The following is a 24442-nucleotide window of genomic DNA, read 5'->3' as shown; positions in this document are numbered from 1 at the left end:
GCCGATGCTCCGCATCGGCTCCCTCCTCCGCCTTGCAATCGCACGCACCGGACCCCGCCGCGCCCGCCCTCCGGGCGGCCGACGCTACTTTGCGGACACCCCCTAGGGAGTGTCTACTGCCGTTTCCACAGTTTGGCGAGGGCTTCCATGTGGTCGTCACCGGACCCGTCCGCGATGTCGGTGACCTGGAGGACGAGGAGCACGTCGGAGGAGGACCGGACGCAGATCTTGTCGCCGACGTCCCACTCCGCGTCCTCCACGAGGGTTCCGTAGCCGGAGGACCACTCGTCGGCCAGGCAGTCGCTGTTCACGTCGGAGTCCTCGTCCTTGAGCAGCAGGATGTCGTCCCCCGCGAGGTCCCAGTTCTGGTGCAGGTCGACGTCGAAACCGGTGCCGGACTTGGCGTTCTTGAAGTCCGAGGCGTCGAAGCCGTGGCCGGTGGGCAGCCGGACGTCCGCCTCGTCGGCCAGGGACCAGTCGTCGAACGGATCGGTGGCCGCGGGGGTCGGCTCCTCGGAAGTCGTCCCGCCGTCGGTGGGCTCCGGGCTCGTCTCCTCGGCCGACGGGGTGTCCGAGGGAGTGTCGGCGTTGTCGTCCTGGGAGACGTACGACGGGTCCGCGTCCTCGCGGTGCTGGTGGGCCGTGTACGCCAGGGCGCCGATCGACGCGGCCACCACCACGGCGACCGCCGCCAGGAAGGGAGCCGTTCGGATCCGCCCCCGGATCCCCGTCGGGCGCATCGCGGGGCCGGCCGGCGCCGGGTCCACACGGGTCGGCGCGTACCGGGCGGGTGCGGCCGCCGGCGCGGGACCGGAATCCGCTTCGAGCGCGGAGGAGGCCCGCGCGAGCAGGCTGCCGGCGACGGCGGGCGGCAGCCACCCCGAACCGTCCGGCCGCGCGGACAGCTCGGCCAACAGGACTGCGGGCGAAGGCCGCCGCGCAGGGTCCTTGGCCAGGCACCGCCGTACGAGGTCCAGCGCCACCCCCGAGAGGCCCTCCAGCCGTGGCTCGGCATGGACGACCCGGTACAGCAGCGCGGGAGTGGCACCCGTACCGAAGGGGCTCTCCCCGGTCAGGGTGAAGGCCAGCACCGTCCCGAACGAGAACACGTCGGACGCGGCCCCCACCGTGCCCCCGCCGGCCTGCTCCGGAGACATGAAGCCGGGCGACCCCACGGTCATCCCGGTCCGGGTCAGGGCGCTTGCCTCGGTCGCCCGCGAGATGCCGAAGTCGATCACCCGGGGGCCGTCGGGGCCCAGCAGCACGTTCGACGGCTTCAGGTCCCGGTGCACCAGGCCGGCCGCGTGCACCGCCGCGAGCGCCGCGGCCAGTCCGCGGGCCAGGGCGAGCGCCGACTCCACGGGGAAGGGGCCGTGTTCGGCCACCGCCTCGGCGAGCGACATGCCGGGCACGAACACGGTGCTCAGCCACGGTGTCGGGTCGTCCACGCCGGCGTCGAGGACCTGTGCGGTGAACCGCCCGTCCACCGCCCGCGCCGCCGCGACCTCGCGGGCGAAGCGCCGTCTGAACTCCGGATCCCGCGCCAGCTCGGGATGCACCACCTTCACGGCCACGCTGCGCCCGCCGGGCGTCCGGGCCAGATAGACCCGCCCCATGCCCCCGCTGCCGAGCCGCGCGACGACGCGGTACGGACCGACCGTTACAGGATCACCCGGAATCAACGCTTCCACTCGGCCCCCCGCATAGCCTGGCTTGGCCGAATTCTAGTGATGGCGACCAGCACCGTGCAGGGCTTTGCCCACCTCGCCGCGACCTCTCGGCCCCCGCCGGTTCCCAGGGCGCACTGGTGGGCGGCCGGTCCACGTCCGCAGCGGCTCAGGAGCCCCCGGGCGGGTTGCGGGCGTGCCAGTCCGCGAGGCCTCCGGCACCCAGGACGGTGGCGTCGGCCGTCAGTTCGCCGCGCGCGGGCGTACGCAGCTCACGGCGGGCGATGCGGGCGACGATCGGCGGGAAGAGCGGCCGCAGTGGCTGGCACCAGCGCAGCCAGGGCGGCGCGTAGACGGAGGGGGAGCGGCGCGCGACCCCCTCCGCCATCCAGCCGGCGACCTGCTCGGGGGTGCGCACCCGACGGGCGAACCGGGGCTGGTGGCGGCGCAGGGCACGCAGTACGGGAAGCTCGTCGAGGCCGCTGATCATGTCGGTGCCGGTCCAGTGGACGTAGGCGATCCCGACGGCGACACCGTCGGGCTCCACCTCGCTGCGCAACGCCAGTGCGAAGGACTCGACGCCGGCCTTGGAGGCGCAGTAGGCGCTCATCATGGGGGAGGAGCCCAGCGCGGCGGTGGAGGCGACCTGGAGGAAGTAGCCACGCGTGCGGGTCAGCTGGGGCAGGAAGGCCCTGGCGGTGTTGGCGGATCCGGTGAGGTTGACGTCGATGACGCGCTGCCACAGGTCTGCCGCCGTGCGGTCGAAGGGCCCGCCGACGGCGATCCCGGCGTTGGCGGCGACCACGCTGGCCGGTCCCAGCACCTCTTCCACGTGCCGGGCGGCGGCCTGCAGTGCCGCGTTGTCGGTGACGTCGGCCTCGACGCAGACGCTCCGGTTCGGCAGGGTCCTCGCCGTCGCGCGCAGGGACGCCTCCTCGCGGCCCAGCAGCGCCACGGACATCCCCGCCTCGGACAGGTTCCGTGCCAGTGCCGCCCCGATTCCGCGTGCGGCGCCGGTCACGACCGCGACCCTTCCCCGCAGCGGGGCGCCGGGGTGGCGGTCTCGGCCGGGCGTGGACATGTCGCGCATTGCGCCCCTCGTTCCTGGTGCGGGCAGAGCCCGTTGGCCGGCCTCCGGCATCGCGCGGGCCGCACGGCCTCTCTAACAGTCCGAGGCCCCGCAGCCGGTGCACCCCAGCGCCAGGACACCCGTGTCAATCCGGGTGGCGTACATCGGGCGGAGACACGAGGCGGAGGGCCGGCGCATCCGGACGGCTCACGATCCACTCGGTGCGGGTGACCGCTATCAGGACGGTGACCGGCCCGGGGCTGCCGTGGTGCGCGAGCTTGGCCGTCACCGCCGCCCGGACCCGCTCGCGGACGTCTCGGGCGACGTCGACCACGCGCCGGTCGGAGCGCACCGCGCACCGCACCTCCACCAGCCAGCCGTCTTCCGGGGTGTGCCGGCAGCGGACGCCGGCGGCGGGACGCCCGGCGGCCGCGCCGCCCGCCAGGGCGTGCTTCGTCCGGGAGACGGCGAGGGGGAGGAGGTCACCGAGGGCGGGCTGGAAACCTGCCACGCCGGGAACCTGGAGGGCGGCGCGGGCCGCCGCCCGATGGACGTCCTCACGCGCGGCGGTGGTCACAGGTCGCCACCCGTCGATCGCTCGTCGACCGTGGCACGGGGAGCCTCCAGCACCGCGTTGATGGTCAGGTCGACCGCCGTGACGCGCAGGCCCAAGCCGCGGTGAGCCGCGTGCAGCACGGCCCCGCGCACTTCCTCGGCCCGCTCCGGCAGCGGCTGATCGAGTGCGGCCGCGATGGTGAGGGCGACGGTGTGCACGGCCCGGCTCCCCCGGACGAGCACGAGGCGGCAGCTGATGGCACGGGCACCCGGAACGGTGTCGACGGCCCGGCGCAGCACCTTCGCCGCGGCGCTCTCGGCGATGTGCAGGTCCTGATCGGGGTCGTCCAGCAGCAGCATGGCGCCCAGGCGCGTCTCGGCACGCACCGCGTCGACGACCCGCTGCGCGAGTGTACGGCCGTCGGGCTGTTCTTCGGTGCGCAGGGCGCGGGCGGCCCGGTCCAGGGCGGTCAGTCCTTCGACAGCCTGCCGGCACCACGTGCACGTGCCGGTGTGCGGGTCCACCGGGGTGCCGGCGGGCCTGCGCGCCTGTTCCCAGGCACGGCTGACGGGGCGCCCGCAGGGCAGGATTTCGGGGCCGGCCCGCAGCTCGGCCTCGTGGAGCACCGAGGCCGGTGCCTTCATGGTGTCCACGGGCTCGGGGCGGTCGCCCGAGGATCGGTGCGGGTCGTCTAGCGCCATGGGCGCATCGCCTCCGTCAGTGCGCGTCGTGCGCGATAGAGCCTCCCGCGCACGGTCTGTTCGCTGGTGCCCAGAACGTGGGCGATCTCCTCGTAGTGCAGTTCGTGCAGCTCCCGCAGGACCCAGCACGCGCGCAGCTCAGGGTCGAGTTCCAGCAGCGCCCGCTTCAGGGCGGCGGTCGCGGCGTCCCCCTCGCATACCCGGGGCGGCGAACTCCCGGCGTCGGCGGCGGCGGGCTCGGGGAGGGCGTCCAGCGGAAGGGGACGGGGACTGCGGCGCAGGACGTTCAGGCAGCGGTTCGTCACGATGCGGTACATCCAGGTGCCGAAGGAGGCGGCGTGGTGGAACTCCGGCAGACGTCGCCAGGCACTGAGGAACGCCTCCTGCACGGCGTCCTCGGCGTCCGCCCGGTCGCCCAGCAGGTGCTGTGCCAGGGCGAGCAGCCGACTGCTGTGCCGCCGGACGAGGACGGCGAACGCGTCGTCGTCCCCCTCGGAAGCCCGGACGGCCAGCATGCCGTCGTTCAGGTCGTCAGGGGCTCCTGAACCGCCGGGACCGCCGGCGGCGCCCCGCGCGGCGGTGGAGCCGGTGGCCGGCCGCGGCGCAGGCCGGAACTCCGCCTCGTAGGGGGGTGGGGGTCCGGGCCGGTTGCGCATCGCCGCCCACTTTCGTCGGGAACGGTCCTCGCGGTAGCGCACGCATCTCCATGGTAGGTGGAACGGGTCGTGCGACAGCGGTGACGAATGCGCCCGGGGCGTGTCCAAACAGTCGAGGGCGCCACACCGGCACCCGCAGGACCCTCGGGAGGTCCCCCATGTCGGACACCATCAGCCCCATCGCAGGTGGGAGCGAGCCCGGGACGGGCTCGGCGGGCAAGACCCTGAAGGGCCGCAGCGGCGCCGGGGCGGCGCCCGAGACACGAGGCCGGACGTCCATCTCCGACAGCGTGGTCGAGAAGATCGCGGGGATGGCCGCCCGGGAGGTGCCGGGCATCCACAGCCTCGGCGCCGGCGTGACCCGCACGCTCGGGGCCGTGAAGGACATGGTTCCGGGCGGCCGTCCCAGCGTGAGCCGCGGGGTGAAGGTCGAGGTGGGCGAACGACAGGCCGCCATCGATCTCGACGTGGTCGTCGAATACGGCGTGGCCATCGTGGACATGGCCGGCGCCGTCCGCACCAACGTCATCACGGCGGTGGAGCGCATGACCGGCCTCGAGGTCGTCGAGGTGAACGTCACCGTCGACGACGTCCACCTGCCCGACGAGGAGGACGAGGAGACGGGCGAGGGCCGTGTGCAGTGACCCCGCCTCGCCCTCCTCGCCCCGTGCGCGACCGCGCACGGCGCACGACGCAGGACATACCTCGACGTGAGGATTCAGGTGAGTGAGATGAGCGCAGCAAAGGTGGGCCTGCTGGCCGGTATGGCCCTCGGCTTCGCCGCATTCTTCGGAGGCTTCTGGGCGTTCCTGCTCGTGGCCGTCCTGGGCGCGGTGGGCCTGGTGATCGGCCTCCTGGTTCAGGGCGATCTCACGACGTCCGACTTCAGGCGTTCCGGGGGCCCGCGGTGACCTCGCGACCGACACCGACCGCCGCCACGCCCGGCTCAGCGGCTGGTTCGGCCCCGCCGACACTGCCGGCTGCCGAGCGCGGCGCCACGGTGGTACGGGACAAAGTGGTGGCCCGCATCGCGGTCCGCGCCGCACGGGAGGCTCTGGCCGAGCAGGAGGCCACCTCACAGCCCGGCACGGGACTGGCCGGGCCACGCGCCTCGGTCACCGTCGGTGGCGGTACGGCCCGCCTGGGCCTCTCTCTGGACCTGCCGTACCCCATCGACCTGGCCGACGCCTCCCGCCGACTCCAGCAGTACGTCAGCACTCGCGTGAGCCAGCTGACCGGGATCAAGGTCACCGAGGTCACCCTCGCCATCGAGCACCTGGTCCCCATCGGCGGCGCAGGCCTCGATGGCGGGCGCGTGCAATGAGCCCCGGGTGACGACCCTCCCGGAAGGAGCGCCGGAATGAAAACGGACCAAGCCGCTTCCCCCGACCCTGCGCCCGCGGGAGGCGTACCTCCCGCACGCCGGCCCTGGTCCGCACGCCGGATCCCCGCCGCACTGACGGCCCTGGTCGTCGCAGCCGCCACCGGAGCCCTCCTGTTCGACATCGTCCGGGTCCGCGCGGGCGGCAACGCCGCCGCCTGGCGCACGAGCCTCGCCCCCGAGCTGGCCACACGTCCCCTGGACGACGTCTGGATGCGGGTCGGCGCCGCCGTCCTCGCCCTGCTCGGCCTCTGGCTGATCGTGCTGGCACTCACGCCCGGCCTGCGCCACCAGTACCCGCTGAAGTCCCCCGACGCGCACGTACGGGCCGTGCTGGACCGCGCCGCGGCGGTCCTGCTGCTGCGGGACGCCGCCCTGCGCGTCCCCGGCGTCAGCGGCGCGAGGATCCGCATGCGCCGTCACCGCGTCGCGGCGCGCGCCGACGTACGGTTCCGCTCCCCGGCCGAGGTCCGGGCCGATCTGGAGGCCGTGCTGCGGGAGCAGATCGACCGGCTCGCCCTCGCCGACCCGCCCGGGCTCGCCGTCCGGACCCGCGCCCGCCCCAAGTGACGCGTCGTGGACGGCCACCCGCCCGCGACAACACGAGACAGGACGGATCTCATGAGGAAGTCCGCGATCAACCGGATCCTGTTGGCCCTGACGGGCATCGTCATGCTCGGCTCAGGCGTCCTGATCCTGGCGGGTGGCTTCGACGTCTACCGGCGCTGGTCCCTCTCGTCTCCCGACGGCATGCCGTGGACCGCCCCCAAGACCGTGGTGCTGGATGACGCCGACCGTACGCGGTGGACGGACGAGGCCTGGTGGTGGCCCGTGGTCATCGCCGTCCTGGCCGTCGTGTTCCTGCTCGCCCTCTGGTGGCTCCTGGCGCAGCTCCACCGGACCCACCCCGGCGACATTCGGCTGGGCGAGCCCCCCGCGGACGGCGTGGAACTGCGCGAGCACGCCCTCAGCGACGCGCTGGCCGCCGATGCCGGCCGGCAACCGGGCGTCACCCGCGCGCAGGCGCGCATGATCGGCCCGTCACGCAGTCCGAAGGCGCAACTCGACCTCACCCTGACCCAGGACAGCGAACCCGGTCCCGTCCTGCGCGCGCTGTGCGACGGCCCCCTGACCCGGGCCCGCCGCTCCACCGGCCACACCCGGCTGCCGGCCGAGGCGCGGATGCGGGTGGCCGCGCACAAGCCGCACCGGGCCGAATAGGCCTGCGGCACCGACGGGCACGCGGCGGGGCGGAGCGACTCTCACCCCGACAGCTCGGCCCGCCACTGCCGTGGCCACTGCCCCGGAGGCGGCGGAGCGCCTTCGATGCCCAGGTCGCGCCGCGCACTCTCGTAGAAGGCGTCCCGTGCCGCGCTCGCCAGCCGGTGCGCCCTGGTCCACAGCTCGCCGTCGACCGAGTCCTCCCGTATCAGCAGCTGTATGGTCCAGATCGTCTCGTGCCAGCGCCGTGCGGCCGCGACCGTCTCCGCGTCCCCCACCAGGAGGACGGCCTCCCACTCCGTCGCACGGTGGGACTCGGCGTCGGCGAGCAGGGGCAGGCCGTCGGCCGGTGCCAGCGGATCGACCACGTCCGAGTATCCGAGTGAGGCGCCGATGCGCTGGGTGAGGCGGAGCTGTGCCTTGAGGGCGTTGGCGTAACGGCCGTACGTCTCGAAGCGCTTCTCGTCCCACCGCTCCTGCCGCTGCCGCGTCCACCGCCGGCGCTCGGTCAGCGTCTGCACGGCGTAGGAGCCGAGCGAACCGACCACGACGCCCATGAGCGCGGGTAGTTGATCGAGCAGTGCCACAGTCCCTCCCCGAACCGTACGCCTGGTGCCGCACGTTCGGTGCGTCGCGGCAGACAGCTCCTACCCACCTTCGGCACGGAGCACATCCGTTCGGCCGCCCCTCCCGTCCCACGGCCGTCACCGGTGCCCCCGGTGCCGCCGGAGGCCGGCCGGCGCGGCCAGTCGGGTGACATCTGCCCGTACCCCGGCCCGGTGCTGCCGCAGCACACGCGCACCGGCGTGAGGATGCACGGGCCGGTTTCCCCGTTCCTCCACGGCTGGAGTGTCCCAGTGCTCGAACGCAAGAAGCTCAAGGGCCGTACGCAGGTCACCTTCGTCCTCCCCGCGGAAACTCCCGACGGGCCGGTCAGCGTGGTCGGGGACTTCAACCACTGGAACCCCGCCGCCCACCCCCTGGAGCCCCGCGGCGACGGCACCCGCGCCGCGACCGTCGCACTGCCCGCCCACAGCGCCCACTCGTTCCGCTACCTCGCGGCCGGCGACTACTGGTTCGACGACGAGCACGCCGACGCCCACGACGGCACCAACAGCCGTATCCACACCTGACGGCAGCCGCTCCCGGCCCCCCGGCCCCCGGCCCCCGGCCCCGCCCCGCCAACACCGTGACCAGCACCGAGGTGAGACCCAGTGAGCAGCCCGATCGGTCTGTCGGAAGGCTGCGTCGCTGCCATCCAGCACCTGAGGGAGCTGCGGGAGATCAACACCGTGGTCCTGCGGTACGCGGACCCGCCCGACCTGCTGGTCCCGGAGCTCGAGGCCAACCTGACCCACGACGAGCTGGTGCAGGGCCTGCCCTCGGACGAGCCCCGGCTGGTCCTCCACGAGCTGTCCTTCGCCAGCCCGGAGGGCACACGGCGCAACGAGCTCCTGCTGATCTTCTGGATGCCGCCGGCGGCCGGTGAGCAGGAGGAGACCTACACGGCGGGGTACTCGGCCCTGAAGGAGTACCTCGCCGACGTCCACGTCCACCTCACCGCCCGGCGCGCGGACCAGCTGGCCTACCGAAGACTGGTCGCCCTGGCCGGCTGATCGGGCCTGGGGGGTGTCATGCCGATCAGGCCGGGCTCGCGCCTGATCGGCAAGACCCCCCTAAGGTTGGGGCGACCCGACCGAGGAGGACCAGCGTGGCGAGCATGGTGATCGCGCAGACGACCGTGAACGACGAGGCGAAAGCCTACGAGATCGCACAGGGCGCGGTGGAGGCCAGGCTGGCGGCCGCCGCCGACGTCGAGGCACGGATGACCCTCTTCCACTGGAGCAAGGACGCCCTGCGGCACGAGCGGGGCTACCGGGTCTCCTTCACGACGACCACGGAGAGGGCCGCGGACCTGGAGGCATGGGTGCACGGCCGCCACCCGTACGACGTGCCCCAGTGGATCGTGCTCCCGGCGGCCGGGACCTCGGACGCGTACCTGGCGTGGGCGGTGCAGGAGACCACCCCGCGCTAGGTCGTGTCCTCCGGATCATGCCGGGCGGTGGACGGCCCGGGTCGCGCACGCCCTAAGGTCGTCCCTCGTGACCCGACTCCCCGAACTCCCCGCGTACCTCCGTGAGACGTCCGACGCCTACGACTCCGTGGTCGTCCGCTACGCGGATCTCGCCCGCGACTGGCTCGACGGCGTTCCGCTGGACCGCTCGGTCCTCGCCGCGTTCGCCGAGCTGGCGCGGACCGCCGATGCCGGGCCCGTGGCCGAACTGGGCTGTGGGCCGGGGTACGTGACGGCTCATCTGCGCGACCTGGAACTGGACGTCTTCGGCGTCGACCTCTCACCGGCCATGATCGACTACGCCCGCGAGGCCCATCCGGACCTGCGGTTCGAAGTCGGGTCGATGGACGCCCTGGAGCTGGCCGACGGCGAGCTGGGCGGCATCGTGTCCTGGTACTCGGTGATCCACGCCCCGCCGCGGGAACTCCCTGCCTACCTCGCCGAGTTCCGCCGCGTCATGGCTCCGGGCGGGCCCCTCCTGCTCGCCTTCTTCGAGGCCGAAGGCGGTCCCGCGGCGGCGTTCGACCACAAGGTGACGACCGCCTACCGGTGGCCGATCGACGACCTCGCGGGGATGGCCCGCGAGGCCGGGTTCGTCGAGGTCGGACGGATGCTGCGCGAGCCCGGCGAGGAGGAGCGCTTCCGCCGGGGCCACCTCCTGATGCGGGCGCAGGACGGGCCCGGCGACGAACCGAGGTGATCGTTTCGGGGCAATCCGGTCGTGCGAAAACCCCGTGCCCGGCAGGCACGGTCACGCTACCGTTGCCCGCATGAACGTCAACGGCCCCAGCACCACCGCGACCGCGCGAGCGACCAGCTCGCCGGTTGCCGCCGCCTGACCTTCCCCCTCTCCCCGGCGACCGGAAACGGTCCGTCGGCCATGCCGTGGCGTCCCCGCCCGGCCGGAGACCCTCGGTCCGTTCTCCGGTGCCGCTTCCCGCTGCGACGCGAAGGAGCCACCCCATGAACACCGAACGCCTGGTCGACACGTTCGTCGAGTACTTCCAGGAGCGCGAACACCGCCGGATCGTCGGCTCGACGCTCCTGCCACCACCCGGCGACCCCGTGCTCTTCACCACCTCCGGCATGCACCCGCTCACCCCGTACCTGGAGGGCCGCCCCCATCCACAGGGCAGGCGACTGGTCAACGTACAGCGCTGCCTGCGCACCACGGACCTGGAGGAGGTCGGCGACGACACGCACCTGACGGTCTTCGAGATGCTCGGCACCTGGTCGCTGGGCGACTACGACGGCCCGCTCAGCCTCGACTGGGGATACGGACTGCTCACCGAGGGACTCGGCGTGGATCCCCGCCTGCTGTACGCCACCGTCCACGGGGGCGACGACCAGACCGGGCCGGACACGGCCTCCCTGCGGCTGTGGCAGGACCGGGGCGTCCCCGTCGAACAAACCACCGAGGACAACTGGTGGTCCAACGGCCCGGTCGGCCCCTGCGGCCCCGACTCGGAGATCTTCCTCTGGAGCGGCGACGGCCCGCCCCGCTCGACACCCACCCGCGACGACCGCTGGGTGGAGGTGTGGAACCACGTCACGATGAGCCACCGCCGGCTCGACGACGGCTCACTCGTGCCCCTGCCCCGGCGCAACGTCGACACCGGACTCGGTCTGGAACGGCTGGCCTCACTGCTCCAGGGCAAGTCGTCCGTGTTCGAGTGCGACGTCTTCGACCCCTGGCGCCGCCTCGTGCCGCCGCTGTGGCACGTGGACGAAACGTCCCTGCGCGTGGTCTGCGACCATCTGCGCTCGGCCGTCGTGGTGCTCGGCGACGGCGTGCGCCCGGCCAACACCGGACGCGGATACGTGCTGCGGCGGCTGGTGCGACGGGTGCTCACCGTGCTGTGGCGGGACGATCCCTCGCGCGGACTCGGCGACCTGCCGGAGGAACTGGTCCGGCACACCCTGGACCACTTCCGGCAGGACATGCCGCCGGGTGACGTGCTCCGGCTGCTCCGGGAGGAGGAGCACCGGTTCCGCGGCCTCCTGGAGCGCGGCCGGCGGGTGCTCGCCCGCCCCCGGTTCCGGGGCGTGCTGACCGAGGACGACTTCCACTACCTCCACGACACCCATGGTCTGCCGCGCGATCTGGTCACGTCACTGCGGCAGGAATGACGCCCCGGACGAGGGGGCCGACGCGGCGCGTTCACTTCGGCGCGACGGCTCCCGAGTCCGGCGACTGCTGCAGTCCGGACGCGTCGACCGCCTCGAAGTCGGACCCCTTGAAGGCCTTGAGCCCGGCGAGCTGGGAGTTGTCCCAGCCGGAGTTCTCCTCACCGGAGATGAACCAGGCCGAGCCGTTGTCCGCGACGATGGCGCCGTACTTCTTGAGGGCCTCGGCGACCGCCTTGGCCTGCGGAGCCAGATTCGAGGTGTCGACGGAACTCTTGAGCCGCAGCCGCAGCCCCATGGGCGGCAGTGCCGGGTCCGCGGCCGCGCCCGCCTGGTGCCGCGCGGGCCACACGTAGCTCTGGTCCGAGCGCGGCACCGTGATGCGGATCGCGTGGTCGACCTGCCCGGACGCCGCCTCGTCGTAGCGCACCAGGCCGGGCAGGACGGCGAGTCCGGCGGCATCGGCCGACGTCCACCCGTCGGGCCGGAGCTGATGGCTCCGCAGGTCGAAGACCGCGCCGCCGCCGGCGTGCCAGGCGTTGCCGCCCCGCGGCTCGGCGTCCCAGAGCTCGTAGGACTTGCAACTGTCACGGTCCCAGACGACGACGTGCCGGTCGCCGTCGCTCGCCGGGCCGTTCTCGATCCTGGCGTTCTGCGGGATCCGGTACCCGGACGGGTCGCTTTCCTCGGCGATGTCGAAGGTGACCTTCGATTCCGGCACCGCCGTGTCCGAGACGGTGATGGGAATGCCGATCGGCATGCCGTCGACGAGCCCGGAGCCGAAGTCGGGGTGCAGGGGCGCCGCGGCGCCGATCGAGGAGACGTACCGGGCGGAGTCCGGGTGGACGGGAAGGGTGTCCACGGGCGCCCGCCAGAAGCTGTCCGGCAGCGCGGTCTCGCAGTCCGCGGCTGCGGCCGCAGCCGCCGTCCGGCCGGAATCCGTGTATCCGGACACCAGGCAGGCGGATGCCACGGCGAGGACGGTGGCGACGGCGGGGAGCCTGCGGGCCGGACGTGTGAGCGGTACCCCCGCGCGCTGCGCTGTCATGGCTTCACCCCGTCCGAGCGGTGTCCCCTCCAGCCTAGGTACGTTCCCGCCGGGGCGCTTCGCGGCGCGTGCGGCGGCGCCCGGGGTGCTGGTGCGGCGCGCGCCCGGCGGCGGGAGACTGGTGCTGGACGGCCTTGAGCAGCGGCTCCGGACCCGACCGGCCCGGACCAGACGGCGGGAGCATCCATGACCGCGCTCGGCGACCTGATCGACATCGACGACGGGACCGTGCTGGTCCTCGGCCGGGAACTGGATCTCGCGCACGATCAGCCGGACGTCGGCAACGCCCTCGTGCACCGGGCCGGCGAAACACTGGTGGTCGTCGACACCGGCGTCACCACGGCCTTCCGCGCCGCGCTGCGGACGGCGGCGGACCGGGTCGGGCCCTGGTCCCGGGCGCTGGTGCTGACCACGCACGGCCACCCCGACCACGTCGGCAACAACGACCTGGCCGACGAGCTGGGAGTGCCCGTCGAGCACTACGTCCCCGCCCGCGACCTCGACCAGATGCGGGACCCGGAGTCCTACTGGGTGCGGTCCTTCGAGCGCATCGCCTGGGCGGCGCCGCTGCCGGCGCCCGCGCTGGCCGCGAAGGTGGTGTCGCTCTTCGAGCCGATGCGGCCCTTCGCCGCGACGACCCGGACCTACGAGGAGCTGCCGCTGGAGCTGATCCGGATCGGCTCGCTGCGGTTCACCGGCTGGACCTTCGCCGACGGCGCGGTCCGGGTGCTGCGCAGCCAGGGCCACTGTGCCGGGCACGTGATCGTGCACCTCGGGGACTGCGGCGTCCTCCACCTGTCCGACGAGGGCAACGGCGCCTGCGGGGCGATGTACGACGCCGACCAGGTCAAGATCCAGACCGTGCTCGGCGCCGTGGCCCGCCTCTTCGAGGAGGGGGAAGCCGCGATCCTCACCGACGGGCACACCTTCGCCCTGCGCCGGGGTGCCGAGGCGGTGTCCCACCTGGACGGCCTGCTGGAGCAGGCCACCGCCCTCCAGGCGGCCGCGCTGGGACTGACCGGCGGGAACGGCCGGGTGCGCCCGAGCGCGTTCACCGGCCGGTACGCGCAGGCCGTCGCCGACGGGGGAGTGGGCGGCGCCAACCCCAACCCGATGTTCACCGCCATGATGGCGCTCAACGAACTCGGCGAGCTGGGCCTGCGCCCGGAACCGGGCGACGACGCCGACACACCCTGGTCCCGCCCCGCACTCCGACAGGAAGGGTCTCCCTGATCCGGCCTGATCGACAAGACACGACCTAGCCCGCGCTGACGGCCGCCACGTGGGTGGTGCCGTCGTGGAGGGCGGCGATGCGGACCTGCCCCGCGGGGAAGGGGTCCTTGCCGTTCGGGCCGGGTATCCGAGCGAACGGTGTCCAGGATCCGTCCGGCCTCCTGACGTTGTGCCAGACCCGTCCGTCGAGCCCGACCGCCACGACGTGGGCCGAGCCGTCGGGCGTTCCCGCGATGCCGATGGCGCTGGCCCCCATGGTGGCGGTCGTGACACCCCTCGGGGCCCGGAATCCGGTCCAGGAGCCGTCCGGCCGCCGCAGTTGGTGGTAGACGATCCCGTCGATCCCGATCGCCAGGACCTGCGAGGATCCGTCGGACATCCCCGTGATCGCCAGGGCGGGGCCGGCGAACGTGGCCGCGCCGTTGTGGCCGGCCAGCCGTCCCCACGGCGTCCACGTACCCGAACGCCCGCGCACGCAGTGGTACATGGCACCGTCCGTGCCGTAACTGAGCAACTGGGCGGACCCGTCGGGCATGGCGGTGATCGCCACCTTCGTCGCACCCCAGCGGCTCGTCGCCGTGGGACCGGGCACGGCCCGGAACCCGGGCAGCCCGCCGTCGGCCCGCCGCTGCTGGTGGTACGTGGTGCCGTCCATGGCCGTCGCCACGATCTGGCAGGTGCCGTCGGGGAAGGCCGCGATGTCCGCCTCCCTGACGGTGAACCCGGTCGACCCGTCCGGCCCCGCGACGCGCTGCCACGGCCGGAGCGTGGCCGGACCCCGTACGGAGGTCAGCCACAAGCCGTTGTCGGGTGCGATGCCCAGCATCACCACCGAGCCGTCCGCCATGCCCGCCACGGCGCTCTGCACCCCGGCGAACGAGGCGGCGCCGACGGCACCGGGCAGCGGACGCATACCGCTCCACGACCCGTCGGGACGGCGCTCGGTGTGGAAGAGCACGCGCCGCTCGACGTCGTACGGGGGCAGTTGGGCGGAGTAGAACCACACCGGGTTGGTGATGGCCACCAGTTGGTCCAGCGTGGTGGAGGCGGGCTTGGGGCGGCGCACCTCCGCCCGGGCGAACATGGACGCCCTGCCCCAGCCGCGCCACCTCAGCTGCCCGCGGCCGCTGCCGTCGATGCAGGTGGCGGCCACGATGCCCCATTCGGTGTACAGCGTGGCGATGCTGTCCGGGGCGCCCGTCACGTTCAGGGTCACATCGACGGCGTCGAAGAAGGACAGCGGCAGTTCCTCGCCGGGCCCCGCGACCGCCGCGCCGGCGCGGGCCGTGAAGTCCACGGTCACGCCCGCGGATTCGACGGCGTACGAGCGTCCCGTGCGCAGCGCGTCCAGTACCGCGGCCGTCGACAGGCTGTCGGCGCGCACCACGTTGTGCGGCCGGCCGACGGCGTCCGCGGGGCTGTGGGCGTCGCTGTTGCCGACGGCGGCGACCCGCTTGCCGAGGCAGAGCATGACGTGCCAGGCGGCGATGTTGGCCGCGTCGTCCAGGGTCCACGGTCCGTTCCACACCTCCAGCGCGTCCACGCGGTCGAGGCCGAACTCCCAGAAGGATCCGGGTGCCGGAGTGAGCGGATGGGCGGCGATCGCCAGTCCGCCCAAACTGTGCACGCGCCGGACGTGGCCCTCGAACGCCCCCTGGTCCGCGGGTCCGTAGCGCCAGTCCACCCACTCGCCCTGTGGCAGGCCGACGGCCAGCCAGTGGCCGTGCCGGGTCGTGACCTCCTCGGCGTTGATCACCAGCAGGTCGGCCGGTACGTTCCCGTTCCACGTCACGCCGGTCGAGCTGGTGTTGTGGTCGGAGGTGGCGATGAAGTGCAGGCCCTCCTGGCGCGCGGCCGCGACGATCTCGTCCACCGTGCGCTGCCCGTCGGAGTGCACGCTGTGCAGGTGCAGATCGCCCCGGTACCAGCCGGGGCCGCGTCCGGGCACCGCGGCGGGCAGGATGTCGTACGGGGCTGCGGGCAGCGGGGCCCCCTCGTGGAGGGTGACGTCTACCTGCCAGGCCATGCCGCCGGGGCTGCCGACCATGGGGCCCAGGATGACGGACCAGCGGCCCGCCTGAACCGGCCCGGGCACGTAGCCGGGGGTGGCGTCCGTCGCGGCGAGGGTGAAGCCGGACCGTGCGCCGCCCGACCAGCCGCGGAAGCCGGTCGGGCCGAAGATCCCCAGGTCCAGGATGCCGGCGGAGCCGTCGTGAGTGGTCGACACGGAGATCCGCCGGACTCCGGCGGGGACGTCGAAGGCGACGTACGCCCACTGGTCGTTGCCGTAGGGGGAGCGGCCCGTGTAGGTGGTGGTCACCGTATCGGTCCCCCGGCCGCGCGTCGCGGCGTGCGCGACCGGTGCGGGGACCAGCGCGGCGGCCCCGCCCGCGGCCAGCAGGGCCCCTAATCGCAGCAGCGACCTGCGTTCGACCTGCGGGCCGGCTCCGGGCCCGTCACTCGGGAGGTGTTCACTCGGCACAGCCGTGCTCTCCGTTCACATGGGTGGCATGGAAGGCGTGCAGGTGCGAGATGCGAGGAGCGAGGAGCGAGCAGCGGACGGGCAGGAGACGAGACGCGGCCCGCACCCCCTAGGGTGCGGACACGACCTAGCGGCGTGCGCGCTGGGCGTCGACGATCTGTCGCACGGAGCCGTCGACGTCCGTCCGGGCCTGGATCCGCTCCGCGAAGCCGGGGAACTGTCCGGCGATGGCGCTGAGCAGCCGCAGCTCCAGCGGCGCGACGTTGACCTCGCACAGGTCGCGGCGGACGGCCCGCACGACGCCGTCGGCGACCTGGCCCGGCGTCACGGTCCGGATGCCGTTCGGGGTGGCGGCACCGGTGGCCGCGAACATCCCGGCGTCACGCACGAATCCGGGCTGTACCAGCGACACCCCCACCCCCGTGCCCCTGAGCTCCTGGCGCAGCGCGAGGGCGAAACCGCGCAGCCCGAACTTCGTCGCGTTGTACAGGGAGGTCGACTTGGTCGCCGCCTTGCCCGAGATGGAACCGACCAGCACGATGTGGCCGCGGCCGCGGGCCACCATGTGTTCCGCGAGCAGCCGGGACAACAGGACGGGAGCCCGCAGGTTGACGTCGAGGGCACGGTCGAGCTGCTCCTCGGAGTAGTCGAGGAGGTCGCCGCTGGCGGGCAGGGCGGCGTTCGCGACGAGGACGTCCGACTCGACGCAGGCTTCGGCGAGGCGCACGACGTCCGCCCGGACGGCGAGATCGGCGAGCACGGCCTTGGCCCCGCAGGCGTCCGCGGCGGCTTTCAGGGCGGTCTCCTGCCGACCGGTGACCGTGAGGCGGGCCCCCTGCGCGGTCAGACGCGCGGCCAGGGCGGCGCCGATGCCTCCGGTGGCCCCGGTGAGCAGAACGTTCGATCCGGACATCTCCACGACAACTCCCGTGCGGCGTTACGGCGTTCTTCCATTGTTCGTTCGAACGAACAGTATGGATCGCGTCGCTGCTTGTCCACACCCCACCCGTCGCCGACTCCCCGGCCCCGCGCGGCCCCCGCACGGGCCCCGCAGGGCGGCCACGTCGGCCGATGGGGCAGAATGCGGACATGCCCCACGCTTCCGCGACCCGCCAGAGCATCATCGACGCCGTACTGCGGATCATCGGGCAGGACGGCATCGCGGCCGTCACCAACCGGCGGATCGCCAAGGAGGCGGCGGTCTCCCTCGGCTCCGTCACCTACCACTTCGCCACCCAGCACGAGCTGCTGCGCGAGAGCCTGCTGCACTTCGTGGCCGAGGAGACCCGGCACTTCACCGGGCTCGCCGACGAATGCTCCGACGAGCACTTCGACATCGGCCGGGCGGCCGAGGTGGTGGCGCAGGTCGCGGGCGGCAACGCCTTCGACAGCCGCCACATCGCGCCGTTCGAGCTGTACGTCCAGGCGGGCCGCGACGAACGGCTGCGTGCCGCCGCGGCCGAGTGTTTCGCCGCCTACGACCTGCTGGCCACGCGGATCCTGACCCAGCTGGGCGTGCCGGACCCCGAACGCCTGGCCGGCGCGGCCGTGGCCCTGGTGTTCGGGCAGCAGCTGCGCCGCCTGGCCACCGGAGCCCCCGCCGAGGACCTGGTCGACACGCTGCTGATCCTCACGAACTTCACCCCGGCGCAGACGCCGTAGCCGGGGTCACGGCGCGGCTCAGTACGCGAGTCCCACGTGCGCGAGGGCCTGCTTCAGCAGCACCGCGTGGCCGCCCGGCATCTCGCCCTGCACGGCCGGCGAGGCCGCTTCCTGCGGGCTGAACCAGACCAGGTCCAGGGCGTCCTGCCGGGGACGGCAGTCGCCCGTCACCGGCACCACGTAGGCCAGGGACACCGCGTGCTGGCGGGGGTCGTGGAACGGGGTGATGCCGGCGGTGGGGAAGTACTCGGCCACCGTGAAGGGCTGGAGGGAAGCCGGCACCAGGGGCAGGGCCACCGGGCCCAGGTCCTTCTCCAGGTGGCGCAGCAGCGCGTCACGGATCCGCTCGTGGTGCATGACCCGGCCGGACACCAGCGTCCGGCTGATCGTTCCCTCCGCGCCGATCCGCAGGAGCAGTCCGATGCTGGTGACTTCGCCGGTGTCGTTCACGCGCACGGGAACGGCCTCGACGTACAGGATCGGCATCTGGGCCCTGGCCATGTCCAGCTCGTCACTGGTCAGCCAGCCGGGGGTAGTTTCGGTCATGTCAGCCATTTCTTGATCATACTTTCCGCAGTGGGCCTTGGCCCAGATCACGAGTCCGTCGGAAATCGACCGACCGTCAGGCTGCCGTCGACGCCGACAGTTGACGCGCCGTCGTGACGGTTGCGACGGCTCGTCCGCCATGACCGAAAAGCAGCATTCATGGAGACTCGGGCGCATATCCTCACTTCCCATGGAGAGGGTGACCTATTCCGGGAGGCACGATGAGTGAGCGGCCGGTCCTACTGCCCTACGCCGACCAGGATTTCCTCGCCGACCCCTTCCCGCTCTACGGGAAACTGCGCGAGGACGGCCCCGTACGCCGCGTCGTCGTCGCGGGCGGCCTGGACGCCTGGCTGGTCACCCGCTACGAGGAGGGGCTCGCGGCCCTGTCCGACCCGCGCCTCAGCAGCGACGTGCGCGACGCCTCGGACCCCCGGCTGCTGGCCCAGCTGCCCGAAACCGAGCGCGAGTCGATGCTGAGCAACATGCTCCGCAGCGACCCGCCCGACCACACCCGCCTGCGCCGCCTGGTCTCCAAGGCGTTCACCGCCCGCCGGGTCGCGCAGATGCGGCCCCGGATCCAGGCCATCACCGACGGCCTGCTCGACGGGATCGTCCCGGCCGGCCGCGCCGACCTCGTGGCCGATTTCGCCCTGCCCCTCCCCGTCGCCGTCATCGGCGAACTGCTCGGCGTGCCGGTCGACGACCAGCACGACTTCCAGCGCTGGACCGACCGCATGATCATGCGTGGCGCGGAGCCGCCGGACCCCGCCGTCGTCAACGAGGCGTGGCAGCACATGCGCGCCTACGTCACCGACCTCATCCGGGCCAAACGGGCCCACCCCGGCGACGACCTCCTCAGCGGCCTGATCGCCGCCCGGGACGAGGAAGCACGGCTGAGCGAGGACGAGCTCATCGCCATGGTGTTCCTGCTGCTGGCCGCCGGCTACATCACCACCGTCAACCTGATCAGCGGCGGCATCGCGATGCTGCTCGCCCACCCCGGCCAGCTCGACCTCCTGCGCTCCGACCCCGAACTCCTGGGCAGCGCCGTCGAGGAGTTCCTCCGCTACGACGGCCCCGTGAGCCCCGGCATCGCCCGCTTCGCCCGCGAGGACGTCGAGATCGCGGGCGTGACCGTCCCGCGGGGTGCGACCGTCCTGATCGCCTCGGCCATCGCCGACCGCGACCCGGCACGCTTCCCGGACCCCGACCGCCTCGACATCACCCGGCCGGACAACGCCCACCTCGCATTCGGCCACGGCGTCCACTACTGCCTGGGCGCCCCGCTGGCCCGGCTGGAGGGGCACATCGCCATCGGGACCGCGCTGCGCCGACTGCCCGGACTCGCCCTCGCCGTGCCACCGGACGAGATCCGCTGGCGCCCGGGCGGACTGCGCGGCCCCCTGGGCCTCCCGGTGACCTTCCGTTCCTAGCCCGGCGGTCACGGCATACTGGAGGCTCCTGCCGCCAGCAGGTCGTGCATAGCGTCGGCGAGGGAGAGCCCGATGACCAACCTCTTCTTCGAAAGCGGGAACCTGGAGGCCACGGAGGCGTTCCTGTCCGCCGCCTACACCCCCATGCAGATCGGCGGGCGCCCCGCGGACACCCGCGCCCGGATCTCCCGCACCGAGGTCGGCGGGCTGAGCGTGGACCGCCTCTCCTTCGGCTACACGATGGGCTACGACGCCGGGTGCCTCGGCAAGGTGTGCCTCGTGACGATGCACAGCGGAACCATCGTCGACACCACCGGCGGCCGCGAGGAGGTCTTCGGCCCCGGCGAGACCTTCCTCCTGGCCCCTCACGACCGGCCGTACGAGGGGCAGGTGCGCCAAGCCCGCTACACCATCACGATGTTCGACCCCCGCCTGCTGGGCCGGGTCGCGTCCGTTCCCGGTGGGAAGGACGTCCGCATCACCGGAGCCCGGGCCGTCGGCCCCGCCGAGAACCGGCGGCTCGGCGCGGCCGTCGCCTACCTCCGCGACCACGTACTCGACGACAGCGCCGTGTCCGCCGACCCCGACGGGCTGTTCGTCTCGACCGCCGCCCAGCACCTGGCCGCCACGGTACTGGCGACCCTGCCGAACACCGCCCGCGGTGACGCGGCCACCCCGCGGGACGGACGCGACGCGCACAGCGACACCCTGCGCCGCGCCGTCGAGTTCATCGAGGCCAACGCACACCGCGACATCACCCTCGCCGACATCGCCGCCTCGATCCCGGTCACTGCGCGCGCGGTGCAGTACGCCTTCACCCGCCACGCCGGCACGACGCCGCTCGCCCATCTCCGCCGGGTCCGGCTGACCCGGGCCCATGCCGAGCTGCGGGCCGCCGACCCGGCGGGCGCCACGACCGTCGCCGGCGTCGCCGGACGATGGGGCTTCGCCCACCAGGGCCGCTTCGCCGCCGCCTACCGGCAGGAGTACGGCGTGTCGCCCTCCGTCACGCTGAGATCCGGCTGAGCGGGCGGTCGCCGTCAGCGCGCCGCGTCGGGCCAACCGTCAGCGGTTCCGGGGTAGGAGAGGTCGAACAGGGCGTCGGCGCCCGTGATGCGCAGCAGGCGGTAGAACTGCGGGCCGGGATCGGTGAGGGTCAGGGTCCGCCGGTTCTGCTCGCACAGGGACCGCGCGTGGAGCAGGGCGTTGAGTCCGGCGGAGTCGCAGAAGTCGAGCCGCGAGAGGTCGACGACCACCCGCTCCGGAGCGGTGGGAGCGGTACACGCCTCCTGGAGGGCGGCGCGCAGGGGGCCGACATGGTCGAGGTCCATGTCGCCGGTAAGGGTGATGACGCTGCAGTCGGCGCGGGTGGCGAGCGTGACACGGTGCGGACCACGGGCGGCCAGGGGGTTCATCTCGGTCCTGCCTTCGGATGCGCGGGCGGACCTCGGCAGTGGCCGCCCGCCCCGACGCTATCCGGGCGGGCGGGCGCGTACAGCCCCTGAGACGAAAGCATGCAGGTCTTCGTTTGGCGGACATGCGGTCAGGACGCGGCCCCCGCCTCGGTGACCGGGCGGCGGCCCGCGCCACCGGTGCCCATCGCGGCGGACAGGTCCGCGCGCCGCTGAATGCCGAGCTTGCGGTACGTGCTGCTCAGATGGGTCTCCACGGTGCGTCTGGCCAGGTGGAGGAGGTCCGAGATCTCGGCGTTCGTCCGGCCGTCCGCGGCCAGCGCGGCGACGCGGCGTTCGCTTCCCGTCAGCGAGGCCTCACCGGTGAGCGGGCCGGAGCCGCCGCGGGCGCCGCCGGCGCGCAGCATGTCCTGGGTCAGGGTCAGGAGGGCCGTGGCGCCCAGGCGTTCCGCGATCACGGACGCCTCGCGGAGCAGGGAACGCGCCCGGCGCGGATGGCCCGCGGCGGTCAGCAGGCGGCCGTGGGTGACCAGGGCGGATCCCAGTTCCAGGCCCAGCGGCGGTTCCGTGCCGGCCCCCGGGCCGGGCGAGGGTCCGCGCAGCACTTCGACGGCCTGCTCGGTGAGCTCCAGGCCGCGACGCCCGCCGGTGACCTCACCCAGCACCCGCCGGGCGCGGCCGACCACCCGCGGGGTTCCCCCGACCGTCGCGAGCCGGTACTCCTCGTCGGCGAGTGCGAGGGCTTCCCGGGGCCGGTCCAGCGCCGACTGGACCTCGGCGGCGGCCGACCGCCAGGGTGTGACCGCCGGTCCGGCGCTCTCGCCGTCGAGCGCGCGGCGGCCGCACTCCAGGAAGTCCGCCAGAGCGCCGTGCCGGTCGCCGGAGGCGGCGCGCAGAACGCCACGCGCGTAGAGGAAACGATTCGCCTCCCAGTCGGCCCGTCCCGACCAGTGCGAGAACGGCCTGGGCCCGCAGGTTGGAGGCGACGGCCGGGCCCGCACCGTCCACGGGAAGCCCGTTCTCCTCCGCGTACGTCAGCACGCGCGCGAAGTCCCCGCAGGCCGCGGCCGTGTCGATCCGGACCCCCAGCAGCAGGTAGTGGACGGGATGCAGCGGCGAGACCCGGTGCCCGGTGAGGCCCGCCCCGGCGAGCTGGTCGGCCCAGTCCAGCGCGTCGGCCCACTGCGCCACGCAGGCGGCGGCGCCGAACAGGTACGGAGCGGGCAGCGGATCCTCGGCGGCAGTGGTGAGCTCGCGCAGCCGGCGCAGCGCCCGCAGCAACCGCCCGGAGCCCGCCCGGGCGCGCCGCGCCTCCGCGGACAACAGGCCGAGTGCTTCCGCACGTTCGAAAAGGGACGCCATCACACGCTCCTGGCGATCTCGTGGTGAGCCACGATTGTCGGCGGACCGACCGCAACAGGACGATTCTCGAAGCTTGTTCGGCGTGTTGCACGCGTTCCCGTCACGTAAGGATGTTCGGTCATGGCTCTGAGTGCCCGTGCCAGGATCCCGGTCGAGGTCCACGCATCGGACCCGCTCTCCTTCGCCGGCGCGACCGGCCAGTTGCGCCGGCAGCCCGAGATCGAGCTCGTCGAGGAGATGGCCGGGCGGCCGGGGACGGTCGCGGTCCTGCTCGTCGACGCGCTGGACGAGGCGACCCCGTCCCGTCTGCGGCGGCTCACCCGGACCGAGGGGACCCGGGTGGTCCTCGTCGCGAACGCCCTGCGGGAGGCCGACCTGCTCCAGGTCGTCGAATGCGGGGTCCGCGCCATCGTCTGGCGCCGGGAGGCCACCGAGGACCGGCTCCTCCAGGCGGTCCGCGCGGCCGCCCGGGGCGACGGCGACCTGCCCTCCGACCTGATCGCCCGGCTGATCACCCAGGTGGGCAGCATGCAGCGCAGCGCCGATCGGCTGCCGGGCGTGCCGGCCTCCGGCCTCGTACGGCGAGAGGTCGACGTGCTCCGGCTGGTCGCCGACGGGCTGAGCACCGAGGAGGTCGCGGCCAAACTGGCCTACTCCGAGCGCACGGTGAAGAACGTGATGCACGGGTTCACCACCCGCCTGCACCTGCGCAATCGAGCCCACGCCGTGGCGTACGCCCTGCGCGAGGGCTACATCTGACGTCTCGCCGGAGACCGGGTGCCCGGTACGCCGTCAGGGCAGGAGGCCCGCCGGCAGGTACTCCCCGACCGTCGCGGCCGGCCGTCCGGTGGCCTGGCGCACCAGGTCCCACACCGGATCCTCCTCCGGGTCCGACAGGGGCGTGCCGAGGATGGTGGCGACGTCCCTGCGGAGGTTCGGCAGCAGGGCGTACAGGCGATCGCCCGGGCAGGACGTGGCGTTGAAGTCGCGGTGCCCGTAGATCTCCGACGCGGCCAGGCCGTACTGGTCGCAGATGTGGGCGCACAGGTCGGCCAGCGCCGCGTACTGGGCGGCGGGCGGGGCCTCCGAGGTGTAGGTGCCCTCGTTCTCGATGCCGATCGACACCGTGTTCTGCCCCACGCAGTGCGCCGCGCGCACCTGGCGCGTGCCGGTGCGCAGCTCCGCGAGGCTGCTGTGGCGCCCCTCCATCACGAACGCCCCACGGCTGACGGTGAAGTGCTGACCGGTGTCGATCCAGCCCTGCGCGTCCATGTGGTACGTCTGGATCGCCCGGGCCAGCGCGAAGGCGCGTTGCTTGGTGTAGTCCGTCACGTTGGCCGTCGCCGTGTGGTGGACGACGATCCGCTCCGGGCGGTTGGCGAGGACCACGACGGGTTCGGACGCGGCCCGCGCACCCCAGGTGGCGCAGGCGATGATGTCCGGGCCGGCGGCCGAGTACGCCCGCCCGGCCGCGGCGACGGGCAGCGCCGCCGCGGTGGCCAGCGCGAACGCGCCCGTGAGGACTGACCGGCGGGTGAACCGGCCCGAGGCGGGTGCCGGCTGGTGGTGCGGTGCGCGGAGGGTCATACGGTGCCCGTTTCCGTAGGAGGGTGCCCATTCAAGGGAGCCCGGCCGCACCGGTCGCGCCGACACACCGGGCGGCAACCGGACTCTCCCCGACCGGCCGTGGCGCCGAAGCGTGCGAACGCCCCCCGGCGCGACGGCGCTCACCGCGGGGCGGTTGGATGGGGCGTGGACGACGACGGGGGAGCAGTGGCACGGACGCCCGGCCGAGCGGCCGGACGCCCG

Annotated in this window: 28 protein-coding genes; 15 read left to right on the top strand and 13 right to left on the bottom strand. The window is 73.4% G+C overall.

Annotation, left to right across the window (positions count from 1 at the left end; all coding sequences use genetic code 11):
* Positions 1–113 precede the first annotated feature (113 nt).
* From IG86_RS44015 to IG86_RS0128590, 5 genes are all read right to left on the bottom strand, one after another.
* The gene (locus tag IG86_RS44015) at positions 114–1691 is read right to left on the bottom strand and encodes a serine/threonine protein kinase (RefSeq protein ID WP_199814514.1); all 1578 of its coding nucleotides are present in this window, start codon (positions 1689–1691) and stop codon (positions 114–116) included.
* Positions 1692–1836: 145 nt separating this feature from the next.
* Complete coding sequence (locus tag IG86_RS0128605) at positions 1837–2757, bottom strand: SDR family oxidoreductase (RefSeq protein WP_030828059.1); 921 nt, start codon at positions 2755–2757, stop codon at positions 1837–1839.
* 124 nt (positions 2758–2881) lie between these two features.
* A complete protein-coding gene (locus IG86_RS0128600; RefSeq protein ID WP_051785478.1) occupies positions 2882–3313 on the bottom strand; it encodes a hypothetical protein in 432 nt (143 codons plus the stop codon).
* Positions 3310–3993 carry a hypothetical protein gene (locus IG86_RS0128595; protein WP_051785477.1) on the bottom strand — a complete coding sequence of 228 codons (684 nt, stop codon included), beginning with the start codon at positions 3991–3993 and terminating at the stop codon, positions 3310–3312. Before IG86_RS0128595 ends, IG86_RS0128600 begins: the two co-directional genes overlap by 4 nt.
* Positions 3984–4691 carry an RNA polymerase sigma factor gene (locus tag IG86_RS0128590; protein ID WP_338116764.1) on the bottom strand — a complete coding sequence of 236 codons (708 nt, stop codon included), beginning with the start codon at positions 4689–4691 and terminating at the stop codon, positions 3984–3986. Before IG86_RS0128590 ends, IG86_RS0128595 begins: the two co-directional genes overlap by 10 nt.
* Positions 4692–4807: 116 nt before the next feature.
* On the opposite strand from IG86_RS0128590, the gene IG86_RS0128585 reads away from it, so the two are divergent.
* The 5 genes from IG86_RS0128585 (at position 4808) to IG86_RS0128565 (ending at position 7251) form a co-directional block, all read left to right on the top strand.
* A complete protein-coding gene (locus IG86_RS0128585) occupies positions 4808–5293 on the top strand; it encodes an Asp23/Gls24 family envelope stress response protein (RefSeq protein WP_030828047.1) in 486 nt (161 codons plus the stop codon).
* 87 nt (positions 5294–5380) lie between these two features.
* The gene (locus IG86_RS0128580; RefSeq protein ID WP_030828043.1) at positions 5381–5560 is read left to right on the top strand and encodes a membrane protein; all 180 of its coding nucleotides are present in this window, start codon (positions 5381–5383) and stop codon (positions 5558–5560) included.
* Positions 5561–5667: 107 nt separating this feature from the next.
* Positions 5668–5973 (top strand): Asp23/Gls24 family envelope stress response protein, encoded by a 306-nt coding sequence (locus IG86_RS44010; protein ID WP_208864281.1) that lies wholly within the window; start codon positions 5668–5670, stop codon positions 5971–5973.
* Between the two features lie 36 nt (positions 5974–6009).
* A complete protein-coding gene (locus tag IG86_RS0128570; protein WP_037943210.1) occupies positions 6010–6600 on the top strand; it encodes a DUF6286 domain-containing protein in 591 nt (196 codons plus the stop codon).
* Positions 6601–6651: 51 nt separating this feature from the next.
* Entirely contained in the window at positions 6652–7251 is a 600-nt protein-coding gene (locus IG86_RS0128565) for an Asp23/Gls24 family envelope stress response protein (RefSeq protein WP_030828034.1), read from the top strand.
* Between the two features lie 41 nt (positions 7252–7292).
* On the opposite strand, the gene IG86_RS0128560 is transcribed toward IG86_RS0128565, so the two are convergent.
* Complete coding sequence (locus tag IG86_RS0128560; protein ID WP_234316363.1) at positions 7293–7838, bottom strand: hypothetical protein; 546 nt, start codon at positions 7836–7838, stop codon at positions 7293–7295.
* 270 nt (positions 7839–8108) lie between these two features.
* On the opposite strand from IG86_RS0128560, the gene IG86_RS0128555 reads away from it, so the two are divergent.
* The 5 genes from IG86_RS0128555 (at position 8109) to IG86_RS0128535 (ending at position 11455) form a co-directional block, all read left to right on the top strand.
* Complete coding sequence (locus IG86_RS0128555; RefSeq protein WP_030658138.1) at positions 8109–8384, top strand: isoamylase early set domain-containing protein; 276 nt, start codon at positions 8109–8111, stop codon at positions 8382–8384.
* A gap of 81 nt (positions 8385–8465) precedes the next feature.
* Positions 8466–8867: a cofilin family protein gene (locus IG86_RS0128550; RefSeq protein WP_030828029.1), complete on the top strand. Its 402-nt coding sequence runs from the start codon at positions 8466–8468 to the stop codon at positions 8865–8867.
* 104 nt (positions 8868–8971) lie between these two features.
* On the top strand, positions 8972–9286 hold the full coding sequence (cutA, locus tag IG86_RS0128545; RefSeq protein ID WP_030828028.1) for a divalent cation tolerance protein CutA: 315 nt from the start codon (positions 8972–8974) through the stop codon (positions 9284–9286).
* A 67-nt stretch (positions 9287–9353) separates the two neighbouring features.
* The gene (locus IG86_RS0128540; protein ID WP_030828026.1) at positions 9354–10025 is read left to right on the top strand and encodes a class I SAM-dependent methyltransferase; all 672 of its coding nucleotides are present in this window, start codon (positions 9354–9356) and stop codon (positions 10023–10025) included.
* A gap of 263 nt (positions 10026–10288) precedes the next feature.
* Positions 10289–11455 carry an alanine--tRNA ligase-related protein gene (locus IG86_RS0128535; RefSeq protein ID WP_030828025.1) on the top strand — a complete coding sequence of 389 codons (1167 nt, stop codon included), beginning with the start codon at positions 10289–10291 and terminating at the stop codon, positions 11453–11455.
* Positions 11456–11486: 31 nt separating this feature from the next.
* Here IG86_RS0128535 and IG86_RS0128530 read toward each other — a convergent pair whose 3' ends face one another.
* Complete coding sequence (locus IG86_RS0128530) at positions 11487–12500, bottom strand: hypothetical protein (RefSeq protein WP_051785475.1); 1014 nt, start codon at positions 12498–12500, stop codon at positions 11487–11489.
* A 186-nt stretch (positions 12501–12686) separates the two neighbouring features.
* Here IG86_RS0128530 and IG86_RS0128525 point away from each other — a divergent pair, with 186 nt between their 5' ends.
* A complete protein-coding gene (locus IG86_RS0128525; RefSeq protein WP_030828022.1) occupies positions 12687–13733 on the top strand; it encodes an MBL fold metallo-hydrolase in 1047 nt (348 codons plus the stop codon).
* Between the two features lie 25 nt (positions 13734–13758).
* On the opposite strand, the gene IG86_RS40240 is transcribed toward IG86_RS0128525, so the two are convergent.
* Positions 13759–16053, bottom strand: a complete 2295-nt coding sequence (locus tag IG86_RS40240; protein ID WP_157854921.1) for a CehA/McbA family metallohydrolase — start codon at positions 16051–16053, stop codon at positions 13759–13761.
* Between the two features lie 289 nt (positions 16054–16342).
* Positions 16343–17134, bottom strand: coding sequence for an SDR family NAD(P)-dependent oxidoreductase (locus tag IG86_RS0128515; RefSeq protein WP_030828020.1), 792 nt, complete (start codon positions 17132–17134; stop codon positions 16343–16345).
* Positions 17135–17304: 170 nt separating this feature from the next.
* Between IG86_RS0128515 and IG86_RS0128510 the strand changes: the two genes are divergently transcribed.
* Positions 17305–17877: a TetR/AcrR family transcriptional regulator gene (locus IG86_RS0128510; protein ID WP_030658161.1), complete on the top strand. Its 573-nt coding sequence runs from the start codon at positions 17305–17307 to the stop codon at positions 17875–17877.
* An 18-nt stretch (positions 17878–17895) separates the two neighbouring features.
* On the opposite strand, the gene IG86_RS0128505 is transcribed toward IG86_RS0128510, so the two are convergent.
* The gene (locus IG86_RS0128505; protein WP_106981509.1) at positions 17896–18432 is read right to left on the bottom strand and encodes an NUDIX hydrolase family protein; all 537 of its coding nucleotides are present in this window, start codon (positions 18430–18432) and stop codon (positions 17896–17898) included.
* 212 nt (positions 18433–18644) lie between these two features.
* On the opposite strand from IG86_RS0128505, the gene IG86_RS0128500 reads away from it, so the two are divergent.
* Positions 18645–19859: a cytochrome P450 family protein gene (locus IG86_RS0128500; RefSeq protein ID WP_030828018.1), complete on the top strand. Its 1215-nt coding sequence runs from the start codon at positions 18645–18647 to the stop codon at positions 19857–19859.
* Between the two features lie 72 nt (positions 19860–19931).
* A complete protein-coding gene (locus tag IG86_RS0128495; protein WP_030828016.1) occupies positions 19932–20885 on the top strand; it encodes a helix-turn-helix transcriptional regulator in 954 nt (317 codons plus the stop codon).
* Between the two features lie 14 nt (positions 20886–20899).
* Here the strand turns inward: IG86_RS0128495 and IG86_RS39200 are convergent, their stop codons facing one another.
* Positions 20900–21274 (bottom strand): STAS domain-containing protein, encoded by a 375-nt coding sequence (locus IG86_RS39200; RefSeq protein WP_051785473.1) that lies wholly within the window; start codon positions 21272–21274, stop codon positions 20900–20902.
* Positions 21275–21402: 128 nt separating this feature from the next.
* Complete coding sequence (locus IG86_RS39195; protein ID WP_030828012.1) at positions 21403–22272, bottom strand: helix-turn-helix transcriptional regulator; 870 nt, start codon at positions 22270–22272, stop codon at positions 21403–21405.
* A gap of 481 nt (positions 22273–22753) precedes the next feature.
* Here IG86_RS39195 and IG86_RS0128470 point away from each other — a divergent pair, with 481 nt between their 5' ends.
* Positions 22754–23392, top strand: a complete 639-nt coding sequence (locus IG86_RS0128470) for a response regulator transcription factor (protein ID WP_030900674.1) — start codon at positions 22754–22756, stop codon at positions 23390–23392.
* Positions 23393–23425: 33 nt separating this feature from the next.
* On the opposite strand, the gene IG86_RS0128465 is transcribed toward IG86_RS0128470, so the two are convergent.
* On the bottom strand, positions 23426–24220 hold the full coding sequence (locus IG86_RS0128465; RefSeq protein ID WP_045936739.1) for a peptidoglycan recognition protein family protein: 795 nt from the start codon (positions 24218–24220) through the stop codon (positions 23426–23428).
* Positions 24221–24442: the final 222 nt, after the last annotated feature.

The sequence above is a fragment of the Streptomyces virginiae genome, from assembly GCF_000720455.1.
GTDB classification, from domain to species: Bacteria; Actinomycetota; Actinomycetes; order Streptomycetales; family Streptomycetaceae; genus Streptomyces; species Streptomyces virginiae.
This window is presented reverse-complemented; position numbering and strand designations above follow the sequence as displayed.